The organism is Vibrio renipiscarius, from assembly GCF_000827885.1.
Classification (GTDB): Bacteria; Pseudomonadota; Gammaproteobacteria; order Enterobacterales; family Vibrionaceae; genus Vibrio; species Vibrio renipiscarius.
The window spans coordinates 165,067-186,326 of record NZ_JTKH01000021.1; the positions used below are offsets into that span (position 1 = coordinate 165,067).

General features: G+C 46.0%; 15 protein-coding genes. 8 read left to right on the plus strand and 7 right to left on the minus strand.

Annotated elements, in window-relative coordinates; all coding sequences use genetic code 11:
• Positions 1-3: 3 nt before the first annotated feature.
• On the minus strand, positions 4-1,107 hold the full coding sequence (lptF, locus tag OJ16_RS11770) for an LPS export ABC transporter permease LptF (RefSeq protein ID WP_040990878.1): 1,104 nt from the start codon (positions 1,105-1,107) through the stop codon (positions 4-6).
• 192 nt (positions 1,108-1,299) lie between these two features.
• On the opposite strand from lptF, the gene pepA reads away from it, so the two are divergent.
• The 3 genes from pepA to OJ16_RS11785 all read left to right on the plus strand — a co-directional run bounded on the left by pepA (position 1,300) and on the right by OJ16_RS11785 (position 6,452).
• Positions 1,300-2,820 carry a leucyl aminopeptidase gene (pepA, locus tag OJ16_RS11775; RefSeq protein WP_040990880.1) on the plus strand — a complete coding sequence of 507 codons (1,521 nt, stop codon included), beginning with the start codon at positions 1,300-1,302 and terminating at the stop codon, positions 2,818-2,820.
• Positions 2,821-2,927: 107 nt separating this feature from the next.
• The gene (locus OJ16_RS11780) at positions 2,928-3,377 is read left to right on the plus strand and encodes a DNA polymerase III subunit chi (RefSeq protein ID WP_040990882.1); all 450 of its coding nucleotides are present in this window, start codon (positions 2,928-2,930) and stop codon (positions 3,375-3,377) included.
• 201 nt (positions 3,378-3,578) lie between these two features.
• Entirely contained in the window at positions 3,579-6,452 is a 2,874-nt protein-coding gene (locus OJ16_RS11785; protein WP_040990884.1) for a valine--tRNA ligase, read from the plus strand.
• 97 nt (positions 6,453-6,549) lie between these two features.
• On the opposite strand, the gene OJ16_RS11790 is transcribed toward OJ16_RS11785, so the two are convergent.
• The 5 genes from OJ16_RS11790 to rapA form a co-directional block, all read right to left on the minus strand.
• A complete protein-coding gene (locus OJ16_RS11790) occupies positions 6,550-7,542 on the minus strand; it encodes a M48 family metallopeptidase (protein ID WP_040990886.1) in 993 nt (330 codons plus the stop codon).
• On the minus strand, positions 7,542-8,711 hold the full coding sequence (locus tag OJ16_RS11795) for a YjgN family protein (protein ID WP_040990888.1): 1,170 nt from the start codon (positions 8,709-8,711) through the stop codon (positions 7,542-7,544). The genes OJ16_RS11790 and OJ16_RS11795 overlap by 1 nt, the downstream gene beginning before the upstream one ends.
• Positions 8,712-8,877: 166 nt before the next feature.
• Positions 8,878-9,840, minus strand: coding sequence for a D-2-hydroxyacid dehydrogenase (locus OJ16_RS11800; protein ID WP_040990890.1), 963 nt, complete (start codon positions 9,838-9,840; stop codon positions 8,878-8,880).
• A 54-nt stretch (positions 9,841-9,894) separates the two neighbouring features.
• Positions 9,895-10,632: a bifunctional tRNA pseudouridine(32) synthase/23S rRNA pseudouridine(746) synthase RluA gene (gene rluA, locus OJ16_RS11805; RefSeq protein WP_040990892.1), complete on the minus strand. Its 738-nt coding sequence runs from the start codon at positions 10,630-10,632 to the stop codon at positions 9,895-9,897.
• A gap of 264 nt (positions 10,633-10,896) precedes the next feature.
• Positions 10,897-13,806 carry an RNA polymerase-associated protein RapA gene (gene rapA / locus OJ16_RS11810; protein ID WP_040990893.1) on the minus strand — a complete coding sequence of 970 codons (2,910 nt, stop codon included), beginning with the start codon at positions 13,804-13,806 and terminating at the stop codon, positions 10,897-10,899.
• A 705-nt stretch (positions 13,807-14,511) separates the two neighbouring features.
• Here rapA and OJ16_RS11815 point away from each other — a divergent pair.
• From OJ16_RS11815 to OJ16_RS11830, 4 genes are all read left to right on the plus strand, one after another.
• A complete protein-coding gene (locus OJ16_RS11815; protein WP_040990896.1) occupies positions 14,512-15,516 on the plus strand; it encodes an ornithine carbamoyltransferase in 1,005 nt (334 codons plus the stop codon).
• Positions 15,517-15,779: 263 nt separating this feature from the next.
• The gene (pyrB, locus tag OJ16_RS11820) at positions 15,780-16,709 is read left to right on the plus strand and encodes an aspartate carbamoyltransferase (protein WP_040990898.1); all 930 of its coding nucleotides are present in this window, start codon (positions 15,780-15,782) and stop codon (positions 16,707-16,709) included.
• Positions 16,710-16,725: 16 nt separating this feature from the next.
• Complete coding sequence (pyrI, locus tag OJ16_RS11825; protein WP_040990900.1) at positions 16,726-17,187, plus strand: aspartate carbamoyltransferase regulatory subunit; 462 nt, start codon at positions 16,726-16,728, stop codon at positions 17,185-17,187.
• A 143-nt stretch (positions 17,188-17,330) separates the two neighbouring features.
• A complete protein-coding gene (locus OJ16_RS11830) occupies positions 17,331-17,720 on the plus strand; it encodes a RidA family protein (RefSeq protein ID WP_005593163.1) in 390 nt (129 codons plus the stop codon).
• 79 nt (positions 17,721-17,799) lie between these two features.
• Here OJ16_RS11830 and djlA read toward each other — a convergent pair whose 3' ends face one another.
• Positions 17,800-18,654, minus strand: a complete 855-nt coding sequence (gene djlA / locus OJ16_RS11835; RefSeq protein ID WP_040990904.1) for a co-chaperone DjlA — start codon at positions 18,652-18,654, stop codon at positions 17,800-17,802.
• A gap of 200 nt (positions 18,655-18,854) precedes the next feature.
• On the opposite strand from djlA, the gene lptD reads away from it, so the two are divergent.
• The gene (gene lptD, locus OJ16_RS11840) at positions 18,855-21,224 is read left to right on the plus strand and encodes an LPS assembly protein LptD (RefSeq protein ID WP_040990906.1); all 2,370 of its coding nucleotides are present in this window, start codon (positions 18,855-18,857) and stop codon (positions 21,222-21,224) included.
• Positions 21,225-21,260 lie beyond the last annotated feature (36 nt).

Sequence of the window (21,260 nt, forward strand, 5' to 3'; positions counted from 1 at the left end):
GAATTAGGCTGCCTTCTTTTTTTGTCTCAGTTTGTCTTTAAAACGTCGCACCGGAATGCTGTCCATTAAGTTCACGCACACCGCCGTAATCAAAAGCGCAGCATTAATTGGCCACATGCCAATATAAGATGGAATTGCGCCATCCTCTAACGCCGATTTCGTCGCGCTAATCGCAAGGAAATACGCGAGATAAGTCAAAATCGCCGGGCCCATTTTAGCGAAGCGACCTTGGCGAGGGTTCACCGCCGAAAGTGGCACAACGAGCATTGTCAGCAATGGAATACAAACCACTAATGAGATACGCCATTGAAGTTCTGCTTGCGCTTTTGGATGTGGATTAGAGATCAAATCCAACGTTGGGATCGCTTCCCAATCGCGGCCTTTACGCTTGACTTCACTTTGACCAATCACGCCTTCGTATTGTTCAAACTCGGTGACCATATAGTCAATACGAGTAGGAACACCTTCGTAACGGGTCCCATCGAACATGCGAATGACTTGGCGGCCATCACTCAGCTCTTTCACTTCACCCGATGTTGAAAATGACACGCTCGGCAAAATAGAGTCTCGCGGACGCATCTGCGCAATGAACACGTTTTCCAACTTATCGTCTTGAATATTATCAATGAACACCACGGAAGAGCCGTCAGGCGTTCCTTGGAAGTGACCTTTCTTCAATAAGTCGACACTGTTTTCCGCTTGAACTTGTTCTTCAAGTTGAATCAGTTTTTCTTGGCTGTAAGGCGATAACACAAATGAATTGAAGGCCGCGACTGCGCCTGTAATTACCGCCAAATACAATGCAGCACGGATCAGAAATTTATTTCCGATTCCCGTCGCATTCATTACGGTAATTTCACTTTCCGCATACAAACGGCCAAAGGTGAGCAAGATTCCCAAAAATAGACTCAGTGGCAGCATCAGTAAGCCCATCGTCGGCATACTTAAACCCACATAGCTCATGACCAGCCCAGCAGGAATTTCACCGTCTGAAGCTTCCGCTAGCACACTGATTAATTTTTGACTCAAAAAGACCAAAAAAAGGATAAAAAAGATCGCAAATTGGCTTTTGAGTGTCTCGCGGATCAAATATCTAACAATAATCACGCTGAAATTACCTATACAAAACTTGTTTTTTTAATTGAATCACTATAATTTCTCGTTGAACCCTTTATTTTTTAAAATTTATAGCTAACTGTTAGTTCACTTATTTAAAGGTAGTTCCGATTAAGGAATCAACAAGTAAGCGGGCATTATCTAACATTTAGTTCTATTTGTCTTCAGGATGTAGGAGTACTCATGGAGTTCAGTGTTAAAAGTGGTAGCCCTGAGAAACAACGCAGCGCTTGTATCGTCGTTGGCGTCTTTGAACCACGCCGCCTTTCTCCAGTAGCCGAACAGCTCGATAAAATCAGCGACGGTTACATTAGTTCACTACTTCGTCGTGGTGACCTAGAAGGAAAACCTGGCCAGATGCTGCTTTTGCATCAAGTTCCTGGTGTACTTTCAGAACGTGTCCTTTTAGTTGGCTGTGGTAAAGAACGCGAACTAGGCGAACGTCAATACAAAGAAATCATCCAAAAAACCATCAACACGCTAAATGAAACTGGCTCAATGGAAGCGGTTTGCTTCTTAACTGAGTTGCATGTTAAAGGCCGTGACACTTATTGGAAAGTTCGCCAAGCCGTTGAAGCAACGAAAGACGGTCTTTACACTTTCGATCAGTTTAAAACAATTAAACCAGAAACGCGCCGTCCACTGCGTAAATTAGTCTTCAACGTACCAACACGTCGTGAACTAAGCCTAGGTGAACGCGCTATTTCACATGGCCTAGCCATTGCTTCTGGTGTAAAAGCGTCCAAAGATCTTGGCAACATGCCACCAAACATCGCTAACCCAGCTTACCTTGCCTCTCAAGCACGCCGTCTTGCGGATGACTATGAGTCAATCACCACCAAAATCATTGGTGAGCAAGAGATGGAAAAACTGGGTATGACGTCATACCTTGCGGTTGGCCGTGGTTCGAAAAACGAATCCATGATGTCGGTCATCGAGTACAAAGGCAATCCGAACACAGAAGCTAAACCGATTGTGCTTGTAGGTAAAGGTTTAACCTTCGATTCAGGCGGTATTTCTCTAAAACCAGGCGATGGCATGGATGAGATGAAATACGACATGTGTGGTGCAGCCTCAGTCTTCGGTGCCATGAAAGCACTCGCAAAACTGAATTTACCGATTAATGTCGTGGCGATTCTCGCGGGTTGTGAAAACATGCCAGGCAGCAATGCTTACCGCCCTGGTGACATTCTAACCACCATGTCAGGCCAAACCGTTGAAGTATTAAATACTGACGCAGAAGGCCGCTTGGTGCTTTGTGATGCGCTTACCTATGTTGAACGCTTCGAACCAGACTGTGTGGTGGATGTTGCGACTCTAACCGGTGCATGTGTGATTGCTTTAGGTCACCACATCAGCGGTATTCTATCGAACCACAATCCACTATCTCACGAGTTAGTGAACGCTTCTGAACAAGCAAGCGACCGCGCATGGCGTCTACCGATGGCAGATGAATACCATGAGCAACTCAAGAGCCCATTTGCTGATATGGCAAACATTGGTGGTCGTCCTGGTGGCACCATCACTGCTGGCTGCTTCTTGTCGAAGTTTGCGAAGAAGTACAACTGGGCCCACATTGACATCGCAGGTACTGCATGGAAATCTGGCGCAGCAAAAGGCTCAACAGGCCGTCCAGTCTCAATGCTTGTCCAATTCCTACTCAATCGTAGTGGCCAAGAGACTGAGGAACAATCCTCAAAATAATAAGAAGGGCCGAGAGGCCCTTTTTTATTGCGCTTGTTTATTGCATCGGTTTATACACTTAGTTAAGCAACGTTAAGCGACGCGACAATTGATAAAGAAGAACACACATGGCAAATGCAACGTTTTACCTCATTAATCCAGATAGCCCCCAAGCGACGCAGGCAGGGTTTCTTCATTATGTGGTGTTTCTTGCGCAACACTTTGCTAAACAAGGTGCAAAAGTTTATCTCAACGCCCAAGATAAAGCGCAAGCAGAACAACTTGCCGAATATTTTTGGCAAGTAGAACCCGAGCAGTTTATTGGTCATAATTTGATTGGTGAAGGGCCAAAGTATGGCACCAATATTGAAATCGGCCATCAAGCGTTAAAACCAAGCTGGAACCGCCAACTGGTAATAAATATGGCGGAAAATGAGACAACCTTTGCGAACAAGTTTGCTGAGGTGGTAGACTTCGTGCCCTGCGAAGAAAAAGCGAAGCAGCTTGCGCGAGAAAGATATAAAATCTACCGACAAGCTGGTTATCAGCTGCAAACGATCGAGATCGTACACAACTAACGGTCAATCCTTATAGTTAAGCTCTCCATACAGAGAGTTCACTTATAAAGATTGACTATGATTAACGTAATTCAGAACCCACCCTCAAAGTAATTGGGTTTAGATCACGGTAGGCCATAAACACCACGGTACATGTTATCCGGTGTTATTAGGGTCACTACCATGCAATAAATTCAAGTATTCAGTGGAAAAAAGAGCGCTATGGAAACGACATACAACCCAACTTCAATCGAACAAGCTTTATACCAAGCTTGGGAAGAGAAAGGCTACTTCAAGCCACACGGTGACACTTCAAAAGAAGCTTACAGCATCATGATCCCGCCACCGAACGTCACTGGTAGCCTACATATGGGCCACGCGTTCCAAGATACCATCATGGATACGCTTATCCGTGCTCAACGTATGAAAGGTAAGAATACGTTATGGCAGGTCGGTACCGACCACGCGGGTATCGCGACTCAAATGGTTGTTGAGCGCAAAATCGCCGCCGAAGAAGGCAAAACCAAGCACGACTACGGCCGTGAAGCTTTCATCGACAAGATCTGGGAATGGAAAGCGGAATCTGGTGGTACTATCACTCAGCAGCTTCGCCGCCTTGGCGCATCGGTAGACTGGGATCGTGAACGCTTCACGATGGATGATGGTCTATCAGCAGCCACTCAAGAAGTGTTTGTTCGCCTCTACGAAGAAGACCTTATCTACCGTGGTAAGCGTCTGGTTAACTGGGATCCTAAGCTACACACAGCGATCTCAGATCTTGAAGTAGAAAACAAAGAATCTAAAGGCTTCATGTGGCACTTCCGTTACCCACTCGCAAACGGTGTTAAAACCGCTGACGGTAAAGACTACATTGTGGTTGCAACAACGCGTCCTGAAACCATGCTCGGCGATACAGGCGTTGCGGTTAACCCTGAAGACCCTCGTTACAAAGATCTGATTGGTCAGCACATTGAGCTACCTATCGTCGGTCGTTTAATTCCTATCGTAGGCGATGAGCATGCGGACATGGAAAAAGGCACGGGTTGTGTAAAAATCACACCTGCACATGACTTTAACGACTACGAAGTAGGCAAACGTCATAGCCTACCAATGATCAACATCCTAACCTTCAATGCGGATATCCGTGAAACCGCAGAAGTCTTCACGACTAACGGTGAAGAAAGCGATGTTTACTCAAACGAACTTCCAGCGAAATACCACGCGATGGAGCGCTTTGCTGCACGTAAAGCGATCGTTGCAGAATTTGAAGAGCTTGGCCTACTAGAAGAGATCAAAGATCACGACCTAACCGTTCCTTACGGCGACCGTGGTGGTGTGGTTATCGAGCCAATGCTGACTGACCAATGGTACGTGCGTACTGCGCCTCTTGCGGCTCCAGCAGTAAAAGCAGTCGAAGACGGTCAAATCCAATTCGTACCAAAACAATACGAAAACATGTACTTCTCTTGGATGCGTGACGTGCAAGACTGGTGTATTTCTCGCCAACTTTGGTGGGGTCACCGTATTCCTGCATGGTACGACAACGACGGTAAAGTGTACGTTGGCCGCACAGAAGAAGAAGTGCGTGAAAAGAACAATCTTGCGCCAGTTGTAGTACTTCGCCAAGACAACGACGTACTGGATACGTGGTTCTCTTCTGCGCTTTGGACGTTCGGTACACAAGGCTGGCCTGAAAACACTGACGCACTGAAAACCTTCCACCCATCAGAAGTTCTAGTATCGGGTTTCGATATCATCTTCTTCTGGGTTGCGCGTATGATCATGATGACCATGCACTTCGTTAAAGACGAAGACGGTCAGCCGCAAGTACCTTTCAAAACGGTTTACATGACGGGTCTTATCCGTGATGAGAACGGCGACAAGATGTCGAAATCGAAAGGTAACGTACTTGACCCAATCGACATGATCGATGGTATCGGCCTTGAAGAGCTAGTAGAAAAGCGTTGTGGCAACATGATGCAGCCTCAGCTAGCGGCTAAGATCGAAAAAGCAACGCGTAAAACGTTTGAAAACGGTATCGAACCATACGGTACTGACGCACTGCGTTTCACTCTTGCTGCTATGGCGTCAACTGGTCGTGACATCAACTGGGACATGAAACGTCTTGAAGGTTACCGTAACTTCTGTAACAAGCTATGGAACGCGAGCCGTTACGTACTGATGAACACAGAAGAGCACGATTGTGGCATGTCACTGTCTGCTGAAGACCGTGCAAACATGGAATTCTCACTCGCTGACAAATGGATTGAATCTCAGTTTGAAATCGCAGCGAAAGAGTTTAACGCGCACCTAGACAACTACCGTCTAGACATGGCGGCAAACACGCTGTATGAATTCATCTGGAACCAATTCTGTGACTGGTACCTAGAGCTGACTAAACCGGTTCTATGGAAAGGCACTGAAGCGCAGCAGCAAGCGACGCGTTACACGCTGATTACGGTTCTTGAGAAAACCCTACGTCTTGCTCACCCAGTGATCCCTTACATCACTGAATCAATCTGGCAAAGTGTTAAGCCACTGATTAACGGTGTGGAAGGTGAGACGATCATGACTCAAGCTCTTCCTCAATACGATGAAGCGAACTTCAACCAAGAAGCGCTACAAGATATTGAGTGGGTGAAAGCCTTCATTACGAGCATTCGTAACCTGCGTGCAGAATACGACATTAACCCAGGCAAGCCGCTTGATGTAATGTTGAAAGCGGCAACAGAAGACGACGCTGCTCGCCTGGAAGCAAACAAGCAAGTTCTGATTTCTCTAGCGAAACTAGAATCCGTACGCGTACTAGGTGCAAACGAAGAAACACCAGCATGTGCGACGGCAATGGTCGCGAAATCTGAATTGATGATCCCAATGGCGGGTCTGATCGACAAAGATGCTGAGCTTGCGCGCCTTGATAAAGAAGTAGCGAAAACGCACGGCGAGATCAAACGCATTGAAGGTAAACTAGGCAACGAAGGTTTCGTCGCTAAAGCACCAGAAGTGGTTATCGCAAAAGAGCGTGAGAAGCTTGAAGGCTACAAAGAAACACTCGTGAAACTGGAAGAGCAAAAAGCAACGATTGCTGCGCTTTAATCCGTTTCCTGGGGAATAACCCCAACCAATACAAAGGCAGCTCATATGAGCTGCCTTTTTTATACGCGTTTTATACTAGCCGTTTCGGATACGACAACTACTCTCTTACGGCTTGAATACGTTGCTCAAAATCAGGGTGAGAATTCAGCCATTCAGGCACCGGCATGCCCTCTTGCTGACTGAATAACTCAAACATTTCCGCCATAGGCTCACTTGTGCCATAGATCGTCAGCATGCTGCGTTTCGCATATTCGTCCGCTTCCGATTCGACCTCCCTCGAATGACCATTCGCTAAAAAGAACACCCCAACACCCGCAAGGTTATCGATGATCCCAGAGCTTTCACCGGTCATCAGCGACACGCCAACTGAGAGTACACTAGAATGCACTAATTTCTTCAGCATATGCTGATGATGTACATGACCTAATTCATGCAAAATAATACTGTCTAGCTGCTGTTCACTTTCGGCCAATTTCACCAAATCATCTAAAATAACGATTTTCCCACCGGGTAGAGCAAAGGCATTCGCCCCCATATTTGAAGAACGAAAATACACCTCGACCGAATAAGGCAATTCTTCCAATTGCTCCAAATGCTGCACTACTCGCTGACGAATTTGTTCTTGCTCACTGGCACTCAGCGCGCTTGGTTGCCATTGTTCATCAAAGCCTTGTAATACTTTCTCGCCCAATGCAATCGCAGCATAATCTGGAACCGCCTCTGCAATTTTATGACTCAACCAAGGCAGCACATAAAGATAACTGCCAACGACGACAGCAACGCAAAGCAAAGCCGAGAAAAACCACGCAAAAAAATTCGATTCCAGCTTATCAACAAAACCCGATTTTTTATGAGTACTCAGCCACGTCATAATGGCCGGAGAGCGCTCAGTCACAAACATCCAGCCATTCGGAAAGTGGAACCGAATCGGTAACTGCCCTACAGGGACACTGACCTCAATATTGCGGAGATCGTCCGTGATGATCTGTCCATCAATCACTAAATCCAACGAATTTACTTGAGAGACGTCTAACCATGCTGGATGTCGTACCGAGCTTTTAGGAGGAAAGGCGGTGCCGCTCAATCGCATTAATTAATACCAATGCCCAAGTCAAACGCTTGAGCCACTTCATCTGACACGGCCGACTTCACATTTGAACTTTTATCTGCCGCAATCAACACGCTCATATCTCCGATAACCGTGGTGTGATTGGCAAGGTAACGACTCGTTCGTACCATCACCCATGGACGAGCAAGACCTAGCGTCACCACTTGCAACAAGAAGTTTGAGATCACCAGCCAAACGTATCCGGCCACCGACAGTGTTGAAGTAAAACGATATTCAGAGCTTGTCTGCTGATCATGGTTTGCTTGTAATTGAGAGAAGATATAGTTACGGACGCACGTCGTCGTGTAAGCGGTCAGTGTGATCATCAATACGATAATCGCGGCATAACCCAACACCATCGCGATGGCTGGATTCAAATTATGGAAAGAGGAGAAATCACCATTTTGCAATTGGGCAAAGTCTGCGCCACCGAGCAAAATAAACAGAGAAACTAACGTGACAACCACGGCAAACAAGATGCCCATCGACATGGCTTTCAGGTACGTTCGGATAAAGAAGCCCACTTTAAGATCAGCCGTGAAACGCCAATCCCCGTACAAATAACCGTTGCAGAAAAAGCGATGCAGCCCGACGGTAAACCAAGCATAAACAACCGAAATGACCACAAGCGAACCGAGGCCAAGAATAATGGCGAGCACAACGGAAGCACTGGCTGCGGCCATTGCAATGCTGATGTAGATCATCACAATCAAAAAGGCACCAACACCGCGACCAAGCAAGGTAACGTAAGCCTGTTTTAGTGGCGCGACAAAAGAGAAATGCACATTGCGATAACTCGTCATTGCGGCATCAAAACGCGCATTACTCCAAAGTAACCAAGGCAACGCCGCGTAGAAAACCAGTAACAAAGCCATGCTCGCCACTGGAAAGAAAGCGTTAGAAACACCCCATATCAACAAAATAGCGAGAGCGACTAAACGCCCCTTCAAAATTTGAATCGGACGGGCATGATATTCGAAACCATCACCATCGATATGAGTATTGCCATAAAAATAGCGTTTCGTTCTTACTTTTGCCCACGCGGAGTAAATTCCGAGTGTCACGATAGACAGTAAGATGTTCACAATCCAAATGCCGAAGAACTCACCGCCTCGGCCATTGAACGTGATAGGGTTTGTCTGCTGGTCCATGCTTAAAATTCCTAACGTTACATTAATAAAAATATTCGCGAGGTAATTTCTTACATTCCATTCATCGAGTCTATGCTTGCGACAGAAAACCGATTAAACGTAGAACCACTTCACAGTAAGTCATCACATTAAAACGTCTGTTTCAATATGACATGCTGCAAAGGGACTACAAGACACGATTTTTATTGACCCCTTGCTTAAAGGCACCAATATTGTCCATCACGATATTCGCGAGCTTTTGAATCGCAGAATCACTGCCCCAAGCGACATGCGGCGTTAGCAATAAATTGGCAAGATCAGCATGAGCAATGAGCGGATTGCTCTCGTCAGCGGGCTCTTGACTAAACACGTCAACGCCAGCGGCACCGATGCGCTTTTCTTTTAATGCCGTCACCAGTGCATGCTCATCAACTAACCCTCCACGCCCCGTATTAATCACAATGACGTTAGGCTTCATTTGGCGCAATTCACTATCGCCGATGACGTGGTAAGTCTCATCATTTAATGGGCAATGTAAGCTAATGACATCCGCCACCATTAAGGCCTGCTCAAACGGCATATAACCATCACGACAGGTGTTTATGCCTTTACGTTCGGCAAAAATAACCGTCATGCCTAACGCCCTTGCTAGGGCAGCGGTCGCTTGGCCAAGTTCACCACTGCCAATAATCGTCATGGTAGACCCTGCGATATCCCCTATTGGGTGGGTAAAAAAGCAAAACTGTTTTTCGCGCTGCCACTCGCCATTCATGATGTCATTGTGATAGCCCTGCAAATTACGCCTAAGCGCAAACATAAGCGCGATAACATGTTCCGGCACAGACTGAGTGGCATAGCCGCGAACATTCGCCACCGCGATGCCCTGCTTTTGACAATATGGAATATCGATATTGTTATAACCCGTCGCACACACCGCAATCATTTCTAAGTGAGGCAATTGGGATAAAACGGCTTCATTTAAGGACACTTTATTGGTGATCACAATGTGTGCAGAACACAGCCTCTCGACGATTTTATCTGGCGGCGTTGTGTCGTATTCAATCCACTGGTGATCAAAAGGAAGATGAGGAAAAACGATATGAGGAGGAACCGTTGTACGGTCCAGAAAAACGACAATAGGTAGTGACATAACATCTCCTTCACTACCTTGCCGTAAAAGAACAAGAGTCTGACCTAGAGAGCGTTATGGCTTAGGTAGTGTTTTATAATCTGGCAATTTTCGCACAGGATCGAAATAATGGAAGATCATCTCTTCCGCTTCAGGATAAAAATCACATGGAACGAAGATACTGCGCAACCAATCGCTTTTAGGATGGTAAAAACTTAACTCAGCCGCATGCAGCGCTAAGCGATCGGAACAGGTAAACGCTTCGCCTTCCGAGTAAAACTCATCCCCCACAATTGGATGCCCTAACGCTTGCATATGCACTCGCAGCTGATGCGAACGACCGGTAATCGGCAATAAGCGAACAATGGTGGTTTTCTCTTCGCGCTTCGCAACTTGAAACAAGGTCTTTGATGGCTTACCCGTTTCATGACACACCATCTGTCTTGGGCGGTTTGGCCAATCGCAAATCAAAGGCAAATCAATTTCACCCTCTTCTTGCGCCACATGTCCCCACACTCGAGCATAGTAGACTTTATGCGTTAGACGGTATTGAAACTGCTTCTTCAATGCGCTTTCAGCACGTTTATTTTTTGCCAGCACCATTAGGCCGGACGTGTCCATATCCAAGCGATGCACAATTTGCGCGTCAGGATATGTCTCTTGAACGCGACTCCACGAACTATCATGGTGCTCAGGTAAACGCCCCGGAACAGACAACAAACCCGAAGGTTTATTCACCGCTAAGATATGTTCATCTTCAAACACAATTTCAACCCATGGGTCACGGGGTGGGTTGTACTCCAGCATTGCCATAATTTTTCTCTAACGTAAATTTTCGCGGTGATTATAACCGCAACTCGCCCTGAAATGCAGAACAACCCGCAGATTCATTGACTCCGCAGAAGGCTCGGAATTTATACCCATCAAGATAAGTCAGTGGTCAATAATCTGATCCTGAATGATCAAAGGCTTAGGTTGATGGGTATTGGTTTGGTGTTGGTATTGGTATTAGTTAAGCCATAAAAAAAGACCTTCAGCAGGAAGGTCTTTTCATTACATCAATGTTATTCACTCGTTTTATTGGTGCGAAACCACAATCATACGTAGTGAATCCAATTGGTACTGAGCTTTGCTGATGTAACCCGTCAGCTCTTTAATTTGAGCATCAATCGCTTCAATTTCTTCGTCACGGATGTTTGGGTTTACCGCCTTCAGTGCTTGGAGACGCTCAAGCTCTGCATTTAAGCTCGCTTGCATCTCTTTTGCCGCCTGCTGGCGAATCGCTTCCACTTTACCCACCACAAATTGGTCACCCGCACTGATCAATTGGTGCACTTGACCTTGAACCGAACCCACCAATTTTGCCGCAATGTGACGACCAATCGGGCTTAACTGGCGGTTAAAGCTTTCAAACTCAACCTGCTCAGAAAGGTCATTCCCTTTACCATCCAACATGATTCGAATCGGCGTTTTAGGTAGGAAACGGCTAATACCACTGCGTTTCGGTGCTTGTGCATCCACGCTGTAGATCAATTCAAGCAGCATCGTACCAACGGGTAACGCTTTGTTTTTCAGTAATGATACCGCCGCCGTACCCACGCCTTCGCTCATCAGCAGGTCAATACCACCTTGAATCATTGGGTGTTCCCAACTGATGAAGTTCATGTCTTCACGCGACAATGCCGTATCACGATCAAACGTGATGGTCGCTCCTTCGTATGGCAAACCAGGGTAGCTTGGCACCATCATATGCTCAGAAGGGGTCACGACAAGCGCATTCTCGCCTTTGTCATCTTGGTTCAAGCCAATGGTGTCAAACAGACTTAGTGCAAACGTCACTAGGTTGGTATCGCCATCTGTTGCTGAGATTTTTTCAACAATCGCCTGTGCCTTTTCACCACCATTTGAATGCATTTCTAGCAAGCGGTCACGGCCTTGTTCAAGCTGCGCTTTCAGATCTTTATTCATTTTTGCAGAGGCTTCAATAACCTCATCTAGGCCTTCACAAGTACCTGACGCCAGAATCTCAATTAACTCACCAGAGAATTGATCATACACCGCGCGACCAGTTGGACAGGTTTCTGCAAACGCATTCAATCCTTCGTCGAACCAGCGTGCTAGGATCTCTTGTGAGGTACCTTGCAGATATGGCACATGAATATCGATATCGCTGTTTTGACCAATACGATCCAAACGACCAATACGCTGTTCAAGCAAATCTGGGTTGAACGGCAAGTCAAACATCACCAACTGATTAGCAAACTGGAAGTTACGACCTTCTGAACCAATTTCACTACAGATAAGAACCTGCGCACCACCTTCTTCTTGAGCAAAGTAAGCGGCCGCTTTATCACGCTCAAGAATCGACATGCCTTCATGGAACACAGTCGCACGGATACCTTCACGCTCACGTAGCGCTTGCTCTAACTGCAGAGCCGTACTCGAGCGAGAAGCGATCACTAAGATTTTGTCTGCGCGTTTATCTTTGATTTTTTCAAGCAACCAGTTAACACGTGAATCAAACTGCCACCAGCTTGAATCTTCACCTTCAAACTCTTGGAATATTTCTTCTGGGTAAAGGTTTTTTAGCGCACGCGCTTCAGATGACATCTTACCGCCAATCAAACCCGCCACACGCATCGACGTGGTGTACTGTTGCGGAATCGCCATTGGCATCAGATTCACGTTACGCTTAGGGAACCCTTTGATTGCCGCACGTGTATTACGGAATAACACACGGCCTGTACCATGGCGATCCATCAAGTTATCAATCAACTCTTGGCGTGCATTGGCTTTGTCCGCTTCATCACTATCACTTTCAATAATACGGAACAGCGGCTCCACATCTTGCTCTGACAAGAGCTCAGTAATTTGATTTTTAGCATCATCAGGCAATGCCTGGCCTGAAAACAGCATGCTGACCGAGTCGGCAACTGGCGCGTATTGCTCTTCTTCTTTCACGAACGCTTCATAATCATAGAAACGATCAGAATCCAACAAACGTAAACGCGCAAAGTGGCTCTCACGACCGAGTTGCTCAGGTGTCGCCGTTAATAGCAAAACGCCTGGCGTTGATTCAGCCAAACCTTCAACCACTTGGTATTCACGGCTTGGTTTATCTTGGCTCCACTCGAGGTGGTGTGCTTCATCGACCACCAATAGATCCCACTCACCTTCAACCGCCTGCTCAAAGCGCTTGCGGCTCTTACGTAGGAAGTCGAGTGAACACAATACATATTGCTGGGTATAAAATGGGTTATCTGAGTCAGCAAAAGCTTCAATACAGCGCTCTTCATCAAAGATTGAAAAGTGCAAATTGAAACGACGCATCATTTCCACTAACCATTGATGTTGTAGCGTCTCAGGTACCACAATCAAAATACGCTCAGCACGACCAGCCAACACTTGTTGGTGAATGATCATACCGGCTTCGATGGTTTTACCTAGACCCACTTCATCTGCCAATAGCACGCGTGGAGCATGACGACGGCCAACTTCATGCGCGATATACAACTGATGAGGAATCAAACCAGCACGCATGCCACACAAACCACGCATTGGGCTTTTATGTTGCTCGTATTGGTTTTTCAGTGCGCGGTAGCGCAATACGAAGTTGTCCATACGATCGATTTGACCGGCAAACAGCTTGTCTTGAGGTTTGTTAAAACGAATTTGGTTGCTCAGCATGATTTCACGCAATGTGACGTCTTGCTCACCGCTGTCTTCACGAGTACCGATATAGGTTAAAATGCCTTGGTTCTCGATCACTTGCTCAACAGCCAGCGACCAACCTTCTTGGCTTTCGATGACGTCACCCACGTTAAATGTCACTCGCGTGACAGGGGCTTCACTACGGGCGTAAACACGGTTTTCTTCTGACGCCGCAAACATTAACGTTACTGTGCGAGCATCTAATGCCACGACGGTTCCTAAACCAAGATCACTTTCTGTATCGCTGATCCAGCGCTGGCCCAAAGCAAATGTCATCTATCGACTACCTCATTTCATAAATTTATAATTGATACCCAAGTCGCTTCAAGACACAAACCCAGAAATGACTCTCTAAGTTAAAATCAAGAAATGATGCCTATCGTCAACGCCCAAACAGCGAAGGCATTTGACCTTAGGCGGCCTTAGTATTGGCCCACTGAAAACCGTTCGATTTTCAATTTTACACCTCGCCGGCACGCCTCACGGTTCTCGTCGAACCGAACATATAAAGTAACTTGGGTATGTATATCTTAGCTGTTCTTGCGCCATTTCAAAGGCGGCTGATGAAGGAATCTATCAATCAGCAGTGACGCAGAAAAGGGCCGGTAATACTACTCGAAGCTGTGACATTGGTCACGTGCCTCCCCCACATTTCGTCGCGATTTTTTAGTCGTCCCTGACTTGACATTAAGCTGTAAAAAAGCAGTCACAGACCGAAACCAAGAGATTGGCCGTATCTGACGCGAATCACGTCTGAACTCATTAAGTTAGCCAGACGATTTAAAAACGTTAAAGGTCGCGCTACTATGACGATGAATGGCGTGGCATGCTGTCGATAAGCAAGGTACATCGGAAGACCGCCTCCCATTTTCTCGATATCAATAACGACATCGAACCAATCAAAGATAAATAAATATTCACTTTTTGTGCTTTTTTATGTTTTACTACCATTCAGTCACCTTCACTCTCAAGGACTAGAGCATGGCGTTCAATCTTCGCAATCGTAATTTCGTTAAGTTACTCGACTTCTCTCCCAAAGAGATCCAATTCTTACTCGATCTGTCAGCGGATCTTAAAAAAGCCAAATACAGCGGTACCGAACAGAAAACGCTGCAAGGTAAAAATATTGCTCTGATCTTTGAAAAAGCCTCGACGCGCACTCGTTGTGCTTTTGAAGTAGCAGCCTTCGATCAAGGCGCACAAGTCTCTTATATTGGTCCTTCGGGCTCTCAAATTGGTCACAAAGAATCAATGAAAGATACCGCGCGCGTGCTTGGCCGCATGTACGATGGCATCGAATACCGCGGATTCGGTCAATCTATTGTGGAAGAGTTAGCCCAATTTGCGGGTGTACCGGTATGGAACGGCCTGACCGATGAATTCCATCCAACCCAAATTCTCGCCGATTTCCTAACAATGCTAGAACATAGCAAAGGCAAGCAACTCCATGAAATGACCTTTGCTTATCTTGGTGATGCTCGTAATAACATGGGCAATTCACTGATGGTTGGCGCGGCTAAAATGGGCATAGATATTCGCCTTGTGGCACCAAAACAGTTCTGGCCTGAAGAACAACTTGTTGCAACTTGCCAAGAGATTGCCCAACAAACCGGCGCAAAAATCACGTTAACGGAAAACGTTGAAGAAGGCGTCAAAGGCTGTGACTTTTTGTATACCGACGTTTGGGTTTCCATGGGCGAACCCGCTGAAGCTTGGGATGAACGCGTAGCATTGATGGCACCCTATCAAATCAATATGGATGTGATGAAAAAAACGGGCAATCCTCAAACGAAATTCATGCACTGTCTACCCGCGTTCCACAATGATGACACCACCATTGGCAAAGAAATCGCAGAGAAATACGGCATGAAAGGGTTAGAGGTGACAGAAGAGGTCTTTGAGTCTCATCACTCCATTGTCTTTGATGAAGCAGAAAACCGAATGCACACCATAAAAGCCATTATGGTCGCGACTTTAGGTCAATAATTCTATCGAACAAAAAGCCCGCAAGGTAATCGCTTGCGCTTACTTTTCTACCGCGTATAATGCTCGGCAATTTGTCGAGAGGTTGTAATAATGCCACGTAACATTTGCACGGCGATGCGCGGTCAATTGCGCGCTACATTACGTAAGCAACATTGCTTACTGGCTGTGTATTTTACAGCTTCCTCCTATTTTTAAAGCCTCCCCTATTGGGAGGCTTTTTTATTGCCTAAAATTTATTATTTCATCAAACAGGGATGACGATTATGACCAATACGCTTTACAACAAGCACATCATTTCGATTCCAGAGCTCTCTCGTGCAGAGCTCGAACTCATCGTTCAAACGGCAGGGCAACTAAAAGCCGAACCGAACCCAAATCTGATCAAAAATAAGGTTGTGGCGAGTTGTTTTTTCGAGCCTTCCACTCGAACTCGCCTTTCTTTTGAAACAGCCATCCAACGTGTTGGTGGTGATGTAATTGGCTTTGATAACGCTGGTAACACTTCGCTCGCAAACAAAGGCGAAACGCTTGCAGACTCGATCCAGGTCATTTCAACGTATGTTGACGCTTTCGTTATGCGCCACCCACGTGAGGGCGCTGCGCGCTTAGCGGCAGAGTTCTCTCACGGTGTTCCAATCATCAACGCAGGCGATGGGGCAAACCAACACCCAACGCAAACCTTGCTGGATCTCTACACAATTTCAGAAACTCAAGGCCGCTTAGACAACCTTAACGTGGCTTTTGTCGGCGATTTAAAATATGGCCGCACCGTTCACTCATTGACGCAAGCACTGGCAAAGTTCAACAACATTCGTTTCTTCTTTGTCGCACCTGATGCACTGGCGATGCCGGATTATATTTGCGAAGAACTGGATGACGCGGGCATTCAATACAGCCTGCATACCGATATGGAAAGTGTGATCCCTGAGCTGGATATTCTTTACATGACGCGCGTTCAAAAAGAGCGCTTCGATGAATCTGAATACGTTCACATAAAATCGGCTTATATCCTCACCGCCGCATTGTTGGAAGGCGCACGTGAAAACCTAAAAGTGCTGCACCCACTGCCTCGTGTTGATGAGATCACCACCGATGTCGACAAAACCCCTCACGCCTATTACTTCCAGCAGGCCGAAAACGGTGTGTATGCACGCCAAGCATTGTTAGCTTTAGTTCTTAATCAAACCCTGTAATCGAGGAGAAAGCATCATGAAAAAAGAAACTCAATTGCAGGTAGAAGCAATTAAAAACGGCACGGTTATCGACCATATTCCCGCTCAAATTGGCATCAAAGTGCTTAAGCTGTTTAGCATGCACAAAAGTAACCAGCGAGTGACCGTCGGTTTAAATTTGCCGTCTTCAGCATTGGGCCACAAAGACCTAATCAAAATTGAAAATGTCTTTGTCAGTGAAGAGCAAGCCAGCAAATTAGCGCTTTATGCTCCACACGCGACGGTGAACCAAATTGAAGATTACCAAGTCGTGAGAAAACTCGCGTTAGAGTTGCCAGAACAAGTAACCGGCGTATTTGAATGCCCAAACAGCAACTGTATTACCCATGGTGAACCGGTTGACAGCAGCTTTAAGGTCTTTGCGAAAAATAATGATGTTCGCTTGAAATGCAAATACTGCGAGAAAGTGTTCTCACGAGAAATCGTGACAGAACACTAAGCTAAAACCAATGCTCTAAGTAGCATTGTCTAACGCAAGACCATACCAATACCTCGCTTCGGCGGGGTATTTTGATCTTTACCTAGTTTCTGAATACAGGCACACTGACAGCCTTAATTTCAGTGAATTGATTGGAAAACCTCATGACTAAAGTACTTCACACAGAATCGGCTCCAGCAGCAATTGGCCCATATGTACAAGGTGTAGACCTAGGAAACATGGTTCTGACTTCAGGTCAGATCCCAGTAAACCCTGTGACAGGTGAAGTTTCTGCGGATATCGCCGTGCAAGCTCGCCAATCTCTTGAGAACGTAAAAGCGGTCGTTGAAGCATCTGGCCTAAGCGTTACTGACATCGTAAAAATGACGGTATTTGTGAAAGATCTTAATGACTTTGGCACTGTTAATGAAGTGTACGGTAAGTTTTTTGATGAGCACAATGTCGCAAACTACCCAGCGCGTTCATGCGTGGAAGTGGCTCGTCTACCAAAAGATGTTGGCATTGAAATTGAAGCCATTGCAGTACGCAAATAATTGTTTTTGATTTAAATATCCGAATTAAAAAAGGCGAACATAATCTCTTATGTTCGCCTTTTTATTTATTACAAACACCTTACTTAAAGCCTTTGACCTTTTTGATCAAATCATAAGCATTTTGAATTTCTTGTGACTTTTCTTTTGCCACACTCATCATCTCTGGTGGCAAACCCTTCGCCATCAATTTATCCGGATGATGCTCATTCATTAGCTTGCGGTAAGCACGTTTCACCGCTTTCGCATCGGCACTCTCTTCAATGCCTAATACGTCGTATGCATCCTTGATCTGATTGGCAGAAGACGCTTGTTGCCACGAGCCTGATTGTTGACCGCCCGCCGAGTGGCCATTAAAGCCGCCACCATGCTGAAAACGAAATGCCGCTTCTTGCATACGCAAGCGCTGCTCTAATTGCTGAGGAGAAAAGCCCAACCCTTGCGCAATGCGATGCAGCATCTCACGCTCACTCGGGTGCAGATCCCCGTCGGCAAACGCCGCTGAAATTTGCAGCTCTAAAAAAAACTGCAACAAATCAAAACGACCACCTGACGAAATTTTTACTCGCTCTAGGACATCTTGCAAAGGAAAGTCGGCTGATTTTCCGTCACGAAATGCATCTTGCGCATCAGAGCGCAATTCACCATGCAGATTCATACGATCCATCATAGTGCTGGCTAATTGAATTTCTTCACGGGTCACTTGCCCTTTCGCCTTGGCTACATGCCCCATAACGGAAAATGCCGCTTTAAAAAACTCTTCTTGTTTCACTCTTTGGCTTGGGCCTGAGCCAAAAGGAGCAGAATTAAAACCGGCGCGACTTAATCGACGCGCTTTGTCAAACTGATGGCCAAGAAACAAGCCAAATAGTGCGCCTAAAGGCCCACCAAACAGAAAGCCAAAAAAAGTGCCCAGAATTTTTCCGAAAATTTGCATTATGTGCTCTCAATCTCTGAATTTTTTCATCGTTACGCGGTCTGATAGTGCCGGATGAGTTAAATTCCTTTATGATAAAGACCGTTTTAATTCTTAATTCGGTCATTCATCCCCAAGTAACCCTGAGATACTCGGCTCAGCGTGAAGTTGTTAGGGTATTTTAACCGAATTGGTCAAGTTAAACAGGATTGTAAAACTCGATGCCACGTTTTCCCCGTTCGTTACTTGCCGCTTCAATCGGCGCTGCATTATTTGCATCTCAGATTCAAGCGGAAGACATTCCCGTCGACGACAGTGTGCAGGAAATCCCTGCAATAGATCAATGCTTACTCAACGAGCCCGACGCTGAAAACCCGACTCAACAACCCATCAATGTTGAAGCTGACAGCCTAGAAGCCGTCAACGGCGACAAAGCCATTTATAAGGGTAATGTGGTTGTCATTCAAGGCAAAAAGCGCATGCAAGCCGATAACGTGACGCTGCATCAACAAGATAACGTCGTGGTGGCCGAGGGTAACGTAATGTTCAGTGATGGTGAAGTAAAAACCATCTCAGACAAAGCGGTCAATCATCTCAACTCTGAGCATGTTGAACTCGATAATACCAAGTACCAGTTCCTTTGCGAACCCGGTCGTGGTGACGCTGTCTATATCGCCAAAACAGGCAAAGCAGTCTATGAAATAGAGGACGGCTCGATCACGTCTTGTCCTGAAGGCGATAACTCTTGGCGCATGGTCGCCACCAGTATTGATATCGACCAAAATGAAGAACAAGCGACGTTCTACAACCCGCGCTTTGAAATTCAAAACGTGCCCGTATTCTATTTGCCGTTTTTAACCGTACCGATTGGTGACACCCGTAAAACGGGCTTTCTTTACCCAACGATTTCCTACGGCTCTAGTGATGGTGTTGAGTTTGAAGTCCCTATTTATTGGAACTTAGCGCCCAACTATGACTTGCAAACCACCATCAAGCACATGCAAAAACGTGGTACGCAGCTTAACAGTAACTTCCGCTACTTAACGGATTTTGGCCAAGGCCAGATCGAATCAGAATACCTGCCTGACGATAAAATGTATCCGGAAGAGCAGTATCCAGATAAAGGGGATCGCTGGGGTTTCCAATACACGCACAGTGGTATCTACGATCAGGCGTGGAAATTTGATATCGACTACTCGAAAGTCAGCGATATCGCCTACTTTACTGATGTTGATTCCGGCATCGGTAACCGTGAAGATGGTCAGTTAATTCAAGAAGGTCAGGTCACCTACCGTAGCCATGATTGGGATCTGTCTTTGCTGGCACGAGACTTTCAAGTACTCACCACAAGTGGCAATCTGCCTTACCGCTTGCTGCCACAAATGACATTTAACTATTATGCGCCAGAAGTCACCCCTTATTTAGATTTCGACCTGGTGAGCAGCGTGTCCATGTTTGATACTGATGCGACAAACAAGCCATCAGCGACACGTGTGCACATCGAGCCTGGGTTGACCATACCTATTGGCACGACATGGGGTACGTGGACAACAGAGGCGCGTCTACTTGGTACTTATTACCAACAAGATTTAAGTGGCGTCAATTTAAATGATGATGCTTTCGATCTTAAAGAGAATGTCACCCGCGTTATTCCACAATTCCGTTCTCACGCCGGCATCGTATTAGAACGCGATACTTACGTACTTGGTGGCTATACACAGACATTAGAACCGCAAGTTCAATACCTCTATGTGCCAAAAGAAGATCAAAGTGATATCTATTTATATGATACGACGCTTTTGCAAACGGATTACTACGGCCTGTTCCGTAGCCGTAAATACAGTGGCGTAGACAGAATAGCAGCCGCTAACCAATTTAGTTATGGTGCTTCGACTCGCTTTTTTGACGACCAATATAAAGAACGTTTGAATCTTTCTTTTGGTCAAATTTTTTACCTCGATAAATCAACAAAAAACTCCGATCCATCCGATCCAGATTCAGAATTATCGGACGATTCGACCAACTATTCAGCTTGGGCGGTAGAGATGGACTTTAACTTCAACGACTATTTGTTCTACCACGGCGGCATTCAATACGATATTGATTCCAGTGACATGCAAATGGGCAATAGCACCTTAGAGTACCGCTTCAACGGCGGCTATATCCAGGGTAACTATCGCTACGTGACGAAAGAGTACATCCAACAGACGGTTGACTTTAATGCTGAAGGCATAACCAAAGAAGGTATTTCTCAAGCCGGCTTGCTCGCGAGCTACACGCTCTCACGTAACTGGAGTGCCAGCGCGCAGTACTTTTATGATCTCACCACGGATGAACCATTGGAATGGCTCGCTCGCTTAAACTACACCGATGATTGTTGGTATATTGGCTTCACCTACAGTGACCAATTACGCGAATGGGATCCAAGTTTAAGTTCACCGAATGCTCAGCCCGTTTATGAAAACAACTTCAGTATCAACTTCGGTATTATTGGTTTTGGTACCAATATCGGTGCAGGTTCTGGCGATGCAGGGCTAGACGGTACGAGTAACTCATTGGGTTATGGCCGTCCTTTCTTCCTGAACAACTAATTTTTTAAGCCAGCCTGGAGGCTGGCTCAATGTCTA